The sequence below is a fragment of the Micromonospora sp. NBRC 110037 genome, from assembly GCF_001652995.1.
GTDB classification, from domain to species: Bacteria; Actinomycetota; Actinomycetes; order Mycobacteriales; family Micromonosporaceae; genus Micromonospora; species Micromonospora chalcea.
This window is the reverse complement of the sequence record NZ_BBVA01000002.1, coordinates 1,936,836-1,951,530: the sequence shown is the minus strand read 5'-3', so window position 1 is coordinate 1,951,530 and position 14,695 is coordinate 1,936,836. Positions and strand designations below refer to the sequence as shown.

Sequence of the window (14,695 nt, the reverse complement as noted above, 5' to 3'; positions counted from 1 at the left end):
CTCAGCTGCCCGCGCTCTCGTACCGGCGCAACCCGGCCCGGAAGACCGCCCACGCCCCGGCCGCGCAGGCCGCCGCGACGACCGGGGTGAGCGCGCCCGCCGTGGTCGAGGCGCCCTTGTCCAGCAGCGCGGCCGTCGGGAAGTAGCCGACGAACGCGACGGGTACGAGCGTCAGCAGCGAGCGCAGGCCGGTGCCGTACAGGGTCAGCGGATAGCGGGCCAGGTCGCCCAGGGTGTGCACGCTCGCCGCGAGCGAGCTGGACGGGCTCAGCAGCCAGAAGACGACAGCGTTGGTGGCCAGGTTGACCGCCAGCTTGACCAGGACTCCGCTGGCGAGCAGCACCACCGCCCAGAGCACCGTCAGCGGCGTCCAGGCCAGGTCGAGGTGGACGGCCGCGGCGCCGAGCAGCGCCGCGCCGAAACCGACGTTGCCGAGGCCGTTGAACCCGACCGCGTTGCCGGTGACCTGGAGCACCACCGGGTAGGGCCGGACCAGCAGGTAGTCCAGCAGGCCGAGGTTGACCAGGCCGCCGAGATGCCAGGTCCCCTCGAACAGCAGGGAGCCGACGCCCTCGGCGAGCATCACCATGGCGCAGACGTACAGCACCTCCCAGCGGGTCCACCCGCCGAGCGCGGTCACCTGCCGGAACACCATCACCACGAAGACCAGCCCGGCGAGCTGACCGAGCACCGTCGCCCCGATGGTCAGGAGCGCGTCGGCGCGGTACTCGAGCACCGCCCGCAGATGCGCGCCGAGCAGCCGGCGGTAGATCCGTGCCTCGTGCATCATCGGCCGGTCACCCGCCGTGCGCGGTCAGCCGCCGCACGCCCGCGGACCACAGCAGCCGGGCCGCGCCCCACAACACCAGAACCCAGAGCAGTTGTACGCCGATCAGCGTCACCGCCTCGGCGCCACGTGCCTGCCCCAGGTAGATCAGCGCCGGGGTGGAGACGATGCCGGGGAACGGGGAGAGCTGGCAGACGACCTGGAGCCAGCCGGGGAACAACGCGATCGGCACCAGCGCCCCGGAGAGGATGTTGGTGACCGCCACCCGGGACAGGCTCAGCCCGTGGAAGTTGCCGGTCCAAAAGCACAGCAGCCCGACGAGGTAGACCAGGCCGAACTTCAGCGGCACCACCGCCAGCAGGCTGAGCAGGAACAGCCCGGCCTGCCCGGCGGCGGGCAGCGCGGCGCCGCCGAACGCCGACACCAGCGTCGCCGCCATCACCGCCACCGTCAGCACTTCACCGACGACGTATCCGAGTGACAGCGCGAAACGCGAGAGCTGGTAGTCGATCGGCCGGACCAGGTCGAGCGCCACGGTGCCGTGCAGCACCGGGCCGGCGATCTGCGCGTCGGTGAAGCTCGACAGCAGCCCCCCGGTCAGGAACGCCACGACCAGGTAGCCCTTCATCTGCTCCCAGGACAATCCGCCCACCTCGCCGCCGGCCGCGCCGGCGAAGACGGCCTGCCAGACCGCGAACAGCGCCACTGTCTGCACCACGACCCCGGTGAGCTGGAGGAGGAACTCGCCCCGGTAGATCAGCAGCGTCGACCAGGACATCCGCGCCAGCGTCAGGTACGCCCTCATGCCGGCACCGACGGGCTCAGCTCGCCGGCGTACGCCCGGCGCACCACGTCCTCGATGGACGGCTCGTCGATCCGGATGTCCACCACCGGCGCCCGGCGGGCGACCACCGAGACGATCTCGCCCGCGCCGTACGCGCCGTGGTCGAACGTGACGGCGATCTGCCGTGCCGACCCGTCGTGGACCAGCCGGACGCCCGGCAGGTCGGCGTCGAGGTCGCCGTGCCAGTCGGCGCCGAGCGTCAGGTGCACGGTCCGCTGGTCGGCGACCAGCCGGCGGACGGCGTCGATCGAGCCGTCGAAGATGATCCGGCCCCCGTCGATGATCACGAGCCGGCGGCAGACCTGCTCGATGTCACCGATGTCGTGCGTGGTCATCAGCACCGTGGTCCCGCTCGCGCGCTGGGCCCGCAGGAAGTCCCGGACGGCCTGCCGGGCGACGATGTCCAGCCCGATGGTCGGCTCGTCGAGGAACACCACGGGCGGTGCGTGCAGCAGCGCGGCGGCCAGGTCGGCGCGCATCCGCTGGCCGAGCGAGAGCTGCCGGGCGACCACCGGCAGCAGCCGGCCGAGCCCGAGCAGCGCGTCGAACTCCTCCAGGCGTGCCGCGTACCGGGCCCGGGGGATGCGGTGGATGTCGCGCAGCAGCGCGAGGGAGTCGCGGACCTGCAGGTCCCACCAGAGCTGGCTGCGCTGGCCGAACAGCACGCCGATGTTGCGGGCGTTGGCGTGCCGGTCGCGGTGCGGGTCGAGGCCGCAGACGCGTACCCGCCCGGCGGTGGGGTGCAGGATGCCGGTGAGCAGCTTGACCGTCGTCGACTTCCCGGCGCCGTTGGGCCCGACGTACGCGACCGCCTCGCCGGAGGAGATCGACAGGTCGACGCCGTCGACCGCCACGTGCTCGACGTGTCGTGGCCGTACGAGGTGGCGCAGCGAGCCGCGCAGGCCCGGCTGCTTGTCGGCGATCCGGAACCGCTTGGTCAGGCCACTGGCCTCGATCACTGGCATCGGCGTTGTCGTCCCGGTCAGCCGGCCGCGACGGCGGCACGGTGGTGCGGGCGCAGCCGCAGCACCGTGCCGAGGCCGTCGACCTCGGTCAGGGTGGTCTCGAACGCGGCGCCCATGACCCGGCCGAGGTAGCCCAGGCTCGCCGGGTCCGGGTCGAACCGCGCCGAGAGCTCCGCGCCGGTGGAGACCAGGTGCACCTCGTCGGCGAGGGCACCGGCGACGTTGACGAACTGGCACAGGTCCTCCCAGTAGAGGTACCGCCAGAAGTCGACGCTGACCACGGCGTCCAGGCTGTCCGCGGCGACCGGTGGCCTGATCCCGACCAGGTGGAAGTTGGCCGGACCGGCCGGCGCCCCGTAGTCGTAGGTCAGCGCGCCGTCGGGCAGCCCGGCCTCGGCGCTGCCGGTGCCGACCCACAGCACCCGGTCGCCGGGCAGGCGACCGGCGAGCCGCTGCACCGCCGGCCCGATCCGGCACCAGGAGCGGCGTACGCAGTCGTCCATCGCCCGGCGGTAGTGCACCACCCGCTCGGCCGCGCGGGCCACGTCCACCGGCCCGGCGAACTCCCACTCCACGACCGGGTACTTGAGCGCGACCCGATCCAGGTTGTCCATGAAGTCGTTCCAGTTCTGGATGACGTTGCGGTGGTGCGGCAGGTGGTAGACGGCGGCCAGGTCGTCGTAGGCGAAGTTGCGGTTGAGTACGCCGAGGTGCGCGTGCACCCGGTAGAACAGCTCCATGTCCTCCAGGCCCCAGCGCAGGCCGAAGCCCTCGTCGAAGCCGCCGACCGCCTCGAACACGTCCCGGCGCACCGAGGCGTTGTGGGTGAAGCAGAACAGCCACCCGGCCAGCAGCCAGTCGTCGCCGGACGGTCCCTCCTCGGTCCCGAACCGCATGTCGCCGCCGCCGCGCCCACGCAGCCGGGGTACGGGCATGGTCGGCTGGTCGGCCAGCGCCGCGTGCACGTGCTCGATGCCGGTCTCGTCGCGCCGGCCCATCAGCACCGCCGGCGCGGACGGGTCGCGGTGGTGGTCGAGGTGGCGGCGCAGCAGGTCCGGCGTGGCGTACGAGTCGGCGTCGAGGAACAACAGCAGCGGCGCGGTCGCCCGGCGCGCGGCCTCGTTGCGGGCCGCCGCCCGGCCGCCGCGCTCGGGCCGTTCGACGAAGTGCAGGCGCAGCCCCTTGCCGGCGTCGGCGATGCCGGAGTACTGGCTGCCGTCCCCGCCGTCGCGGACGACGATGACCTCGAAGCGGTCCGGGTCCAGCGTCTGACGCCGCAGCGACCGCAGCGTGAGCTCCAGGCAGGGGGCGTCCGCGTGGGTGGGGATCACCACGCTCAGCTCGACGGCTCGACCGGGTTCAACGCTCATCTGACGTACCTCTCCGCTTGTCCCACGAGCCGGGCCACCGGCCGCGCTGACGATGGGACGGAGCCGCCGGCGATCGCCGGCGGCTCCGCGATGATCAGTGGCAGTTGACGCAGCACCACTGGATCGGCCGGCCCTGGCACGCGGCGCCGCCGCAGGAGCCCTTGCCCATGGCGGACGGGTCGGTCAGCGTGATCCCGCCGCCCGTCGGCATGGCGTACAGCCCTGCCGACGCCTCGTCGCCGGCGCCCGACCAGGAGACCGCTGTGGTGTCCAGGTCGGACAGGTCGATCGACAAGTTCCTGCTTTCACCCATCGATTCATCCTCTTTTCGGATCGATGTGGACAGTGGAACGAAGCGTAGGCCGGTCCTGGCGGGATTCGCACCGCGCTGATGTAACAGGGAGATAAAGCGAGGCGGAACCGTCAATTCGCGCAGGTGAAGGCCGGTTGGGAACGGAAAGATTCCGGGCGGTGACGCGGCGTAGTTCCGGGATCCACTATTCGAGACGCCCAGGTCAGGTGGGGTCGAACGATGAATCACCGCATCAATTGCCTCCTTCTCCGATCGCGTGAAGCCGATGTAACGAGAAGATAAAGTAGGGGAAGGTGTCAATGAATGCGGGCGACCCTCTATTGTGAAGTGACCTGCTTATTCGCCGACCCCGGCTATGGAATGCCGGGACGGGTGGCCCCGATCGCCGCAGGCGGGCCCGAACGTGACATCCGGCCCCACGAGGGCGGATTTCGGTTACCGTCCGAACGGGTGGATTGACGAGGCGTACGACTGGGCATCACCGGCGTGCGCATCGGCGGCCCCCTGTCCGCTGCGCTCACGATCATGGGCCGAAGGAGCGACATGCAGGTCTGGCCGGGCGAGAGCTACCCCCTCGGCGCCACCTACGACGGGATGGGCACCAACTTCGCGATCTTCTCCGAGGTGGCGGAGAAGATCGAGCTCTGCCTGTTCGACGAGTGGGACATCGGCACCGAGCGCCGGGTGGAGCTGCGCGAGGTCGACGCGTACGTCTGGCACGCCTACATCCCCGGCGTCGAGCCCGGCCAGCGCTACGGATACCGGGTGCACGGGCCGTGGAACCCGGCCGAGGGGCTGCGCTGCAACCCGCACAAGCTGCTGCTCGACCCGTACGCGAAGGCGGTCGACGGGGAGATCATGTGGCACCCGTCGGTGTACGACTACGAGGTCGGCGGCGACCCGGACCGGATGAACACCGAGGACTCGGCGCCGTACATGCCGAAGTCGGTGGTGGTGAACCCGTACTTCGACTGGGGCAACGACCGGCCGCCGCGCACCCCGTACCACCACTCGGTGATCTACGAGGCCCACGTGCGCGGGCTGACCATGCGCCATCCGGGCATCCCGGAGGAGCTGCGCGGCACGTACGCGGCGATCGCCTCGCCGGTGATGATCGAGCACTTCAAGCGGCTCGGCGTCACGGCGGTGGAGCTGATGCCGGTGCACGAGTTCGTGCACGACCACCGCCTGGCCGACCTGGGGCTGCGCAACTACTGGGGCTACAACACCATCGGCTTCTTCGCCCCGCACCACGGCTACTCCGCGCTGGGCCGCCTGGGCCAGCAGGTGCAGGAGTTCCGGGGCATGGTCAAGGCGCTGCACGCCGCCGGCATCGAGGTCATCCTCGACGTGGTCTACAACCACACCGCCGAGGGCAACCACCTCGGGCCGTCGCTGAGCTTCAAGGGCATCGACACCCCCAGCTACTACCGGCTCTCCGAGGACGACCGGCGCTACTTCGTCGACTACACCGGCACCGGCAACAGCCTCAACGTCCGCAGCCCGCACTCACTTCAGCTGATCATGGATTCGCTGCGCTACTGGGTCACCGAGATGCACGTCGACGGCTTCCGGTTCGACCTGGCGGCCACGCTGGCCCGCGAGTTCTACGAGGTGGACCGCCTGTCCACGTTCTTCGAGGTGGTGCAGCAGGACCCGGTGGTCGGCCGGGTGAAACTCATCGCCGAGCCGTGGGACGTCGGCCCCGGCGGCTACCAGGTCGGCAACTTCCCGCCGCAGTGGACCGAGTGGAACGGCAAGTACCGCGACACCGTACGCGACTTCTGGCGCGGCGAGCCGGCCACGCTCGCCGAGTTCGCCTCCCGCATCTCCGGCTCCGCCGACCTCTACCAGGACGACGGCCGCCGCCCGTTCCACAGCATCAACTTCGTCACCTGCCACGACGGGTTCACGCTGGCCGACCTGGTCTCCTACAACGACAAGCACAACGAGGCGAACGGCGAGGACAACCGGGACGGGGAGAGCCACAACCGGTCCTGGAACTGCGGCGTCGAGGGCGAGACCGACGACCCGGGCGTACGCGCGCTGCGGGCCCGGCAGCGGCGCAACTTCCTGGCCACGCTGATGCTGTCCCAGGGCGTGCCGATGCTCGGCCACGGCGACGAGCTGGGCCGCACCCAGCGCGGCAACAACAACGCCTACTGCCAGGACAGTGAGATCGCCTGGGTGGACTGGGACCGGGCCGACGACGAGCTGCTGGACTTCGTCCGCCGGCTCACCGACTTCCGCAACCGGCACCAGGTGTTCCGCCGCCGCCGGTTCTTCACCGGCCTGCCGGTGGGCGGCCGGGCCGCCGGCTCCGGACTGCCGGACCTGGCCTGGTACACCCCGGACGGCCGGGAGATGACCGGCGAGGACTGGGGCAACGACTTCGGCCGCTCGGTGGCCCTGTTCGTCAACGGCGACGGCATCGGGGAACGCGGCCAGTACGGCCAGCGCCACCGGGACGACTCGTTCCTGCTGCTGTTCAACGCGCACGACGCGCCGCTGGACTTCACGCTGCCCGGCGAGGAGTTCGGCAGCCGGTGGGAGTTGGTGATCAGCACCGCGGAACCCGACCCGGAGAAGACGACACTGGTCGAGGCGGGCGGCACGGTCTGCGTACCGGACCGCTCGCTGCTGGTCCTGGAGAGGACGGCCTGACCCATGCCCGACACCCCCCGCTCGACCTACCGGGTCCAGGTGCGTCCCGGCTTCGACCTGGACGCCACGGCCGAGCTGGCGGGCTACCTCGCCGCGCTCGGCGTCACCCACCTCTACACCGCGCCCCTGCTCACCGCCACGCCCGGCTCCACGCACGGCTACGACGTGGTCGACCACCGCGCGGTCAACCCGCAGCTCGGGGGCGAGCCCGCCCGGGCCCGGCTGGTCCGGGCGCTGCGCGCGGCCCGGCTGGGCCTGGTCGTGGACATCGTGCCCAACCACGCCGGCGTCGCCCGGCCCGAGGCCAACCCGGCCTGGTGGGACGTGCTGCGGCGGGGACGCGAATCGCCGTACGCGCGCTGGTTCGACATCGACTGGGACCGGGGGCGGCTGCTGCTGCCGGTGCTCGCCGACAGCGCCGACGCGCTCGACGACCTGAAGCTCGTCGACGGGGAGCTGCGCTACCACGAGCACCGCTTCCCGGTCGCCGACGGCACCGGTGACGGGACGCCCCGGCAGGTGCACGACCGGCAGCACTACGAGCTGGTGAACTGGCGGCGCGGCGACGCCGAGCTGACGTACCGCCGGTTCTTCGCCGTGTCCGACCTGGCCGGCCTGCGGGTGGAGGACCCGGAGGTGTTCGACGCCACCCACGCGGAGATCCTGCGCTGGGTCGACGCCGGGGAGGTCGACGGCATCCGCGTCGACCACCCGGACGGGCTGCGCGACCCGGCGGGCTACCTGGCCCGGTTGCGCGCCGCCGCGCCGCAGAGCTGGCTCGTGGTGGAGAAGATCCTGGAGTACGGCGAGGACCTGCCGGACTGGCCGGTCGACGGCACCACCGGCTACGACGCGCTGGCCGCCGTGTCCGGACTGTTCGTCGACCCGGACGCCGAGGCGGACTTCACCGCGCTCGACGGCCGGCTCACCGGCCGGCACACGTCCTGGGCGGACCTGACGCGCGCCACCAAGCTGGAGGCCGCCACCCGGCTGCTCGCCGCCGAGCTGACCCGGCTGGCCGCGCTCGTGCCGGAGCTGCCCGGCGAGCAGGTCCGCGCCGCCCTGGCCGAGCTGGCCGCGTGCTTCCCGGTCTACCGCGGATACCCGCCCGAAGGCGCCCGGCACCTGGCCGCCGCCCGCAGCGAGGCAGGCCGCCGCCGTCCCGACCTGACCGGCGTGCTCGACCAGGTCACCGCCCGGCTGCGCGACCCCGGCCACGAGCTGGCCGCCCGGTTCCCGCAGCTGACCGGCGCGGTGATGGCCAAGGGCGTGGAGGACACCGCGTACTACAGGTGGAGCCGGTTCGTCGCGCTCAACGAGGTCGGCGGCAGCCCGGCCCACTTCGGTGTGCCAGCGGCCGAGCTGCACCGCTTCGCCGCCGCCCGGCACGTGCGCTGGCCGGCGAGCATGACCGCGCTGTCCACCCACGACACCAAGCGCGGCGAGGACGTCCGCGCCCGCCTCGCGGTGCTGTCCGAGCTGCCCGGCCGCTGGGCCGAACGGGTCACCGACTGGATGTCGCGCGCGCCGCTGGCCGACCCCGCGCTGGCCCACCTGCTCTGGCAGACCGCCGTCGGGGCGTGGCCGATCGAACGGGAACGACTGCACGGGTACGCCGAGAAGGCCGCCCGGGAGGCGTCCGTCACCACCAGCTGGGCCGACCCGGACCCGGGCTTCGAGCACGAGCTGCACGCCCTGGTCGACCGGATGTACGACGACCCGGAGCTGCACGCCCAGATCACCGCGTTCGCCGCCGAGATCACGCCGCCCGGCTGGTCGAACGCGCTCGGGCAGAAGCTGGTCCAGCTCGCCATGCCCGGTGTGCCCGACGTCTACCAGGGCACCGAGCTGTGGGAGAACTCGCTCGTCGACCCGGACAACCGGCGGCCGGTCGACTTCGCCGTACGCCGGGACCTGCTGGCCCGGCTCGACGCCGGCTGGCGGCCCGCGGTGGCCGCCGACGGCGCGGCCAAGCTGCTCGTGGTGTCCCGGACGCTGCGTCTGCGCCGCGACCGCCCGGACCTGTTCGGCGGCTACCGGCCGGTGCCCGCGCGCGGCCCGGCCGCCGCGCACGCGGTGGCCTTCGACAGGGGTGGGGCGGTCGCTGTGGCGACCCGGCTGCCGCTGCGGCTGGCCCGCTCCGGCGGCTGGCGGGACACGGCGCTGTCACTTCCCGTTCACGAGTGCACCGACTTGTTCACCGGACGGGTCTACAGTGGTTCTGAGCTGCTCCTTCATGATCTGCTGAGCACCTACCCCGTCGCCCTCCTCGCACCCACCGACTCTGTGGAGGCCGCCGCATGACCGAGTTCACGGTGTGGGCGCCCGAGGCCGCCCGGGTGCGGCTGCGCCTGCCCGGCGTCGCCGACCACGCGATGCGTCAGGCGCCGGACGGCTGGTGGCGGGTCGAGGTCCCCGGCGCCGGGCCCGGCACCGACTACGCGTTCCTGCTCGACGACGACGCCCAGGCGCTGCCCGACCCCCGCTCGGCCTGGCAGCCGGCCGGGGTGCACGGGCCCAGCCGGCTCTACGACCACGCCGCGTTCGCCTGGACCGACGCCGCCTGGACCGGCCGGCAACTGCCCGGCAGCGTGCTGTACGAGCTGCACATCGGCACGTTCACCCCGGAAGGCACGTTCGACGGGGCGATCGCCAGGCTCGACCACCTCGTCGACCTCGGCGTGGACATGGTCGAGCTGCTGCCGGTGAACGCGTTCAACGGCGAGCACAACTGGGGCTACGACGGCGTCTGCTGGTTCGCGCCGCACGAGCCGTACGGCGGCCCGGACGGCCTGAAACGGTTCGTCGACGCCGCCCACGCCAAGGGCCTGGGGGTGATCCTCGACGTCGTCTACAACCATTTCGGGCCCTCCGGGGCCTACGCGCCGCGGTTCGCGCCGTACCTCACCGAGCAGAGCAACACCTGGGGCCGCACCGTCAACCTGGACGGCCCGCACTCCGACGGGGTACGCCGCTACATCGCCGACAGCGTGCTGGGCTGGCTGCGCGACTACCACGTCGACGGGCTGCGGCTGGACGCCGTGCACGCCATGCCGGACGGCCGGGCCGTGCACTGGCTGGAGGAGGTGGCCGCCGAGGTGGAGGCGCTGTCCACGCACCTCGGGCGGCCGCTGTCGCTGATCGCCGAGAGCGACCTCAACGACCCGCGCCTGATCACGCCGCGCGAGGCGGGCGGGTACGGCCTGCACGCCCAGTGGAACGACGACGCCCACCACGCGCTGCACACGCTGCTCACCGGCGAACGGCAGGGCTACTACGGCGACTTCGGCTCCCTGGAGTGCCTCACCGACGTGCTGACCGGCGGGTTCTTCCACGCCGGCACCTGGTCCAGCTTCCGCGGCCGCAGCCACGGCCGCCCGGTCGACAGGCAGCGCACGCCCGGCCACCGCTTCGTGGCGTACCTGCAGAACCACGACCAGATCGGCAACCGGGCCACCGGCGACCGGATCTCCGCCACGCTGTCGCCCGGCCTGTTGCGCGTCGGCGCGACGCTGCTGATGACCGCGCCGTTCACGCCGATGCTGTTCATGGGGGAGGAGTGGGCTGCCGCCACGCCGTGGCAGTTCTTCACCAGCCACCCCGAGCCGGAACTCGCGACGGCTGTCGCCACCGGCCGCAGACGCGAGTTCGCCGACCACGGCTGGGCCACCGACGACGTGCCGGACCCGCAGGACCCGCAGACGTTCCTGCGGTCCCGGCTGGACTGGGCCGAGCTGGACAAGCCCGACCACCGCGAGACGTACGACCTCTACCGGCGGCTGATCGCGCTGCGCCGCTCCCGGGCCGACCTGTCCGACCCCCGGCTGGACCGGGTCGACGTCCGCCACGGCGACCGGTTCCTGGTGATGCGGCGCGGCGACACGCTCGTGGTGGCGAACCTGGCCGGCCGGGCGCAGCGGATCAACCTGCCCGGGGTGGTACGCCGGGTGCTGCTCGCCACGTCCGAGGGCGTCACGGTGATGCGCGACGGGATCGAGCTGCCGCCGGAGTCGGCCGCGATCGCGGCGCTCTGACCGCTCCCGCGGCCCCGCTCCCGGGCCTCCGGCCCTCGGCGCCGATCTTGGAGTTGTGGCGCCTCGAAGGTCGCGCATGCCGGGTTTGCGAACCACCACAACTCCAAGATCGGCGGGGTGGGAGCGGTGAGTTCGTCGACGGGGCGGGGTCCTAACTCCGACGACCCGGCCCCTGGAGGTTTCATGTCCGACACGCTGACCCGCCGTGAGCTGTGGGCGCTCGCGCACGCCGAGCGCGCCGCCCTGGCCGACGACCTCGCCGGAATCGACGCGGCGCAGTGGGCCCGACCCTCGCTGTGCGGCCGGTGGACGGTGGAGGAGACGCTCGCGCACATGTCGGCGGCGGCGAGCGTCGGCCGGGCCCGCTGGGTCGCCAGCGTGCTCGGCGCCCGGCTCGACTTCGACCTGCACAACGACCGCCGGCTGGCCGAGCACCGGGGCGCCGACCCGGGGGAGACGCTCGATCGGTTCCGGCGGATCATCGGCAGCACCACGTCGACGTTCGGCCCGACCGAGGCGTGGCTCGGTGAGGTGGTGGTGCACGCCCAGGACATCCGGCGGCCGCTCGGCCTGGCCCGGACGCCCCCGGTCGAGGCGGTGACGCCGGTCGCCCGGTTCTACGCCGGGCGGGACTTCACGGTGGCCGGGCGCAGCGCGATCGACGGCCTGCGAGTGGAGGCGACCGACGGGCCGTTCACCGCCGGCGACGGCCCGCTGGTCAGCGGCACCACGCTGGCGCTGACGATGGCGATGGCCGGGCGGGCCGCGTACTGCGACGACCTCACCGGGCCCGGTGTCCCCACGCTGCGGGAGCGCTGCACGCCCGTGTGACCACGGCGGGTGCCCGGGTCACGGCTTCGGCAGCGTCAGGATCTCCGCGCCGTCGTCGGTGATGGCGATGGTGTGCTCGCTGTGCGCGGTGCGGCAGCCGGTCGCGCTGCGCAGCGTCCACCCGTCGGCGTCGGTGACGAGCGTGGCGGTGTCCGCCATCACCCACGGCTCCAGCGCCAGCAGCAGCCCGGGGCGCAGTTTGTACCCGCGTCCGGGGCGGCCGGTGTTCGACACGTGCGGGTCCTGGTGCATCGTCGACCCGACGCCGTGCCCGCCGAACTCGGTGTTGACCGTGTAACCGGCCGCGGTGAGGACCGATCCGATGGCGTGCGAGAGGTCGCCGATCCGGGCGCCGGGACCGGCGGCGGCGATCCCGGCCTGCAACGCCCGCTCGGTCGCGTCGATGAGCGCGACGCTCTCCGCGGGCCGGGCGTCACCGACGAGGAAGCTGATCGCGGAGTCGGCCACCACTCCGCCGAGGCTGACGGCCAGGTCGAGGCTCAGCAGGTCGCCGTCGGCGAGCGTGTAGTCGTGCGGCAGGCCGTGCAGCACCGCGTCGTTCACCGACGTGCAGATGTAGTGGCCGAACGGCCCGCGCCCGAAGGACGGCTCGTAGTCGACGTAGCAGGACTGCGCCCCGGCCTCGACGATCATGCGCTGGGCCTGCCTGTCGATGTCGAGCAGGTTGGTGCCGACGGTGGTGCTGCTCCGGAGGGTCTGCAGGATGTGGGCGACCAGGGCGCCGGTGTCCCGCGCCCGCCGTACGTCGGTGGGGCTCAGGATCTCGATCATGCGGGCGCCTTCCTCACGCGACCAATAAGTATCCCGGTCATGTTATCCCGGTATTAGAATCTCGGCATGGTCCGGTTGCCCCTCACTCCCGCCGAGGTCGAGCGCGGGCAGCGCCTCGGCGCGCTCCTGCGCCGCGCCCGGGGTGAGCGATCCATGCTGCTCACCGCGCTCGACGCGGGTGTCTCCCCGGAGACGCTCCGCAAGATCGAGTCCGGCCGGGTGGCCACCCCGGCGTTTCCCACCATCGCCGCCATCGCCGACGTCCTCGGCCTCTCCCTGGATGCGGTCTGGTCGGAGATCAACCACTCCGACGAGGTGGCGCGTCTCGCGCCGTCCGAGCGGCGCCTCGCCTCGTAGGGCAGCCCTCTCGACGGGGTCGAGCATACCGAGTATGTAAGATTCCGCGCATGCCACCCTCGCGTCGCGCCGTCGCGCTTGTCGTTCCCGTCGCCGGTTTCCTGCTCGGCTTCCTGGACTTCGTCTGGATCAAGTGGGTGCCGTTCCCGTTCGCCGAACTGGGCAACTCCACAGCCACCTGGGCGGTGGCCGCGTTCGCGCTGGGCTGCTGGATCCGGTCGGGCGCGGTGCGTGCCGCCGTGGCCGCCAGCGTCCTGCTGATCGTCGCGGTGCCCAGCTACTACCTGGCGGCGACGCTGCTCCAGGGCGACGACCTCGCCGTGATCTGGGCGCTCACCTCGTTCGTCTGGATGGCGTTCGGCGTGGTGGCGGGCGTGGTGTTCGGCGTCGCCGGCATCTGGGCGCGGACCGAGGGATGGCGGCGCGTCGTGGGGACCGCGCTGCCGGTGGCCGTGTTCGTGGAGGAGGCGCTGCGGTTCGCGCTGAAGTCCGGGTCCTACCCCGGAGCCTGGTGGAACGTGGCGATCGACCTCGGGCTGGCCGCGCTGCTCGTGGTGCTGATCGGCCGGTCCGCCCGGGTGCGGCTGCTGGCCGCCGCGGTGGCGCTGCCGCTGGCCGCGGCGGGCGCGCTCACGTTCGCCGCCGTCGCGGGGAGCTGACCTGCCCCGCCGCCGAGGCTGCGAGCCACCCCGCCGGCCGAGGATGCGGGCCACCGCGTCGGCCGAGGCGGCGGACCACCGGCCCGACCGGGATCGGCGACAATGACCCGAGAACGGCGTGGTCCGGATGACGGGGGAGGAAACGGATGATCCGACGGCAGGTGCTCACGGCGGCGATGCTCACGGCGACGGCCCTGGTGGCCGGCTGCACAAAGGACCGGCCCGAAGCCGCGCCGCCCACCAGCGCCCCGACCGCACCCGCCACGTCGGCGACGCCGAACGCCGAGCCGGTGCCCGCGCCGGCCGAGCTGGCGGCGCTGGAGCGGCGCTTCGGCGCCCGGATCGGCGTCTACGCCGTCGACACCGGCACCGGCCGCACCCTCGCACACCGGGCCGACGAGCGGTTCGCGTACGCCTCGACGTGCAAGGCGCTCGCCGCCGGCGCGATGCTGGCCGCCACGTCCGACGCCGACCGGGACCGGGTGGTCCGCTACCGGCGCGCCGACCTGGTGGCGCACTCACCGGTGACCGAACGGCACGTGGAGACCGGGATGACGCTGCGGGACGCCGCCGAGGCAGCGGTGCGGTACAGCGACAACACCGCCGGCAACCTGCTGTTCGACGCGCTCGGCGGCCCGGCCGGCTTCGCGCGGGCGCTCCGGGATGTCGGTGACCGGGTCACCCGGCCGGTCCGTACCGAGCCGGAACTCAACGCGGCCACGCCCGGCGACGAGCGCGACACCAGCACGCCCCGCGCGCTGGCCGGCTCGCTGCGGGCGTACACGTTGGGTGAGGCCCTGCCGCCCGCGGACCGGGACCTGCTGTTGAGCTGGATGCGGGCCAGTACCACCGGCAGCGGGCTGGTCCGGGCCGGCGTGCCGGCCGGGTGGCAGGTGGCGGACAAGTCCGGCACCGGCGGGTATGGCACCCGCAACGACATCGCCGTGGTGTGGCCGCCGGACTCCGCGCCGATCGTGCTGGCGGTCATGTCCAGTCGCGGCAGCCGCGACGCTAAGCCCGACGACACCCTGGTCGCCCAGGCCGCGCGGGCGACGGTGACCGCGTTGCGCTGACGGGAG

General features: G+C 72.7%; 13 protein-coding genes. 7 read left to right on the top strand and 6 right to left on the bottom strand.

What is annotated here, in order from left to right:
- Position 1 precedes the first annotated feature (1 nt).
- The 5 genes from A4R25_RS07970 to A4R25_RS07950 form a co-directional block, all read right to left on the bottom strand.
- Positions 2–790 carry an ABC transporter permease gene (locus tag A4R25_RS07970; protein ID WP_223201086.1) on the bottom strand — a complete coding sequence of 263 codons (789 nt, stop codon included), beginning with the start codon at positions 788–790 and terminating at the stop codon, positions 2–4.
- Between the two features lie 7 nt (positions 791–797).
- Positions 798–1,592 carry an ABC-2 family transporter protein gene (locus tag A4R25_RS07965; protein WP_043324528.1) on the bottom strand — a complete coding sequence of 265 codons (795 nt, stop codon included), beginning with the start codon at positions 1,590–1,592 and terminating at the stop codon, positions 798–800.
- On the bottom strand, positions 1,589–2,596 hold the full coding sequence (locus A4R25_RS07960; RefSeq protein WP_043324526.1) for an ATP-binding cassette domain-containing protein: 1,008 nt from the start codon (positions 2,594–2,596) through the stop codon (positions 1,589–1,591). Before A4R25_RS07960 ends, A4R25_RS07965 begins: the two co-directional genes overlap by 4 nt.
- A gap of 17 nt (positions 2,597–2,613) precedes the next feature.
- Positions 2,614–3,966, bottom strand: coding sequence for a glycosyltransferase family 2 protein (locus tag A4R25_RS07955; RefSeq protein ID WP_082930928.1), 1,353 nt, complete (start codon positions 3,964–3,966; stop codon positions 2,614–2,616).
- Positions 3,967–4,060: 94 nt separating this feature from the next.
- Positions 4,061–4,279, bottom strand: a complete 219-nt coding sequence (locus tag A4R25_RS07950) for a hypothetical protein (RefSeq protein WP_113973761.1) — start codon at positions 4,277–4,279, stop codon at positions 4,061–4,063.
- A 543-nt stretch (positions 4,280–4,822) separates the two neighbouring features.
- Here A4R25_RS07950 and glgX point away from each other — a divergent pair.
- From glgX to A4R25_RS07930, 4 genes are all read left to right on the top strand, one after another.
- Positions 4,823–6,943 carry a glycogen debranching protein GlgX gene (gene glgX, locus A4R25_RS07945; protein ID WP_064446146.1) on the top strand — a complete coding sequence of 707 codons (2,121 nt, stop codon included), beginning with the start codon at positions 4,823–4,825 and terminating at the stop codon, positions 6,941–6,943.
- A gap of 3 nt (positions 6,944–6,946) precedes the next feature.
- A complete protein-coding gene (gene treY, locus A4R25_RS07940; RefSeq protein WP_064446145.1) occupies positions 6,947–9,247 on the top strand; it encodes a malto-oligosyltrehalose synthase in 2,301 nt (766 codons plus the stop codon).
- Positions 9,244–10,977 carry a malto-oligosyltrehalose trehalohydrolase gene (gene treZ / locus A4R25_RS07935; protein WP_043324517.1) on the top strand — a complete coding sequence of 578 codons (1,734 nt, stop codon included), beginning with the start codon at positions 9,244–9,246 and terminating at the stop codon, positions 10,975–10,977. The genes treY and treZ overlap by 4 nt, the downstream gene beginning before the upstream one ends.
- 183 nt (positions 10,978–11,160) lie before the next feature.
- Positions 11,161–11,808, top strand: a complete 648-nt coding sequence (locus A4R25_RS07930) for a maleylpyruvate isomerase family mycothiol-dependent enzyme (protein ID WP_064446144.1) — start codon at positions 11,161–11,163, stop codon at positions 11,806–11,808.
- Positions 11,809–11,826: 18 nt separating this feature from the next.
- Here A4R25_RS07930 and map read toward each other — a convergent pair whose 3' ends face one another.
- Positions 11,827–12,600 (bottom strand): type I methionyl aminopeptidase, encoded by a 774-nt coding sequence (gene map, locus A4R25_RS07925; RefSeq protein ID WP_064446143.1) that lies wholly within the window; start codon positions 12,598–12,600, stop codon positions 11,827–11,829.
- A gap of 66 nt (positions 12,601–12,666) precedes the next feature.
- On the opposite strand from map, the gene A4R25_RS07920 reads away from it, so the two are divergent.
- The 3 genes from A4R25_RS07920 (at position 12,667) to bla (ending at position 14,689) form a co-directional block, all read left to right on the top strand.
- Entirely contained in the window at positions 12,667–12,957 is a 291-nt protein-coding gene (locus A4R25_RS07920) for a helix-turn-helix domain-containing protein (protein ID WP_043324508.1), read from the top strand.
- Between the two features lie 50 nt (positions 12,958–13,007).
- The gene (locus A4R25_RS07915; protein ID WP_064446142.1) at positions 13,008–13,616 is read left to right on the top strand and encodes a DUF6518 family protein; all 609 of its coding nucleotides are present in this window, start codon (positions 13,008–13,010) and stop codon (positions 13,614–13,616) included.
- Positions 13,617–13,762: 146 nt separating this feature from the next.
- Positions 13,763–14,689, top strand: coding sequence for a class A beta-lactamase (bla, locus tag A4R25_RS07910; protein WP_043324505.1), 927 nt, complete (start codon positions 13,763–13,765; stop codon positions 14,687–14,689).
- The last annotated feature ends 6 nt before the right edge of the window (positions 14,690–14,695 follow it).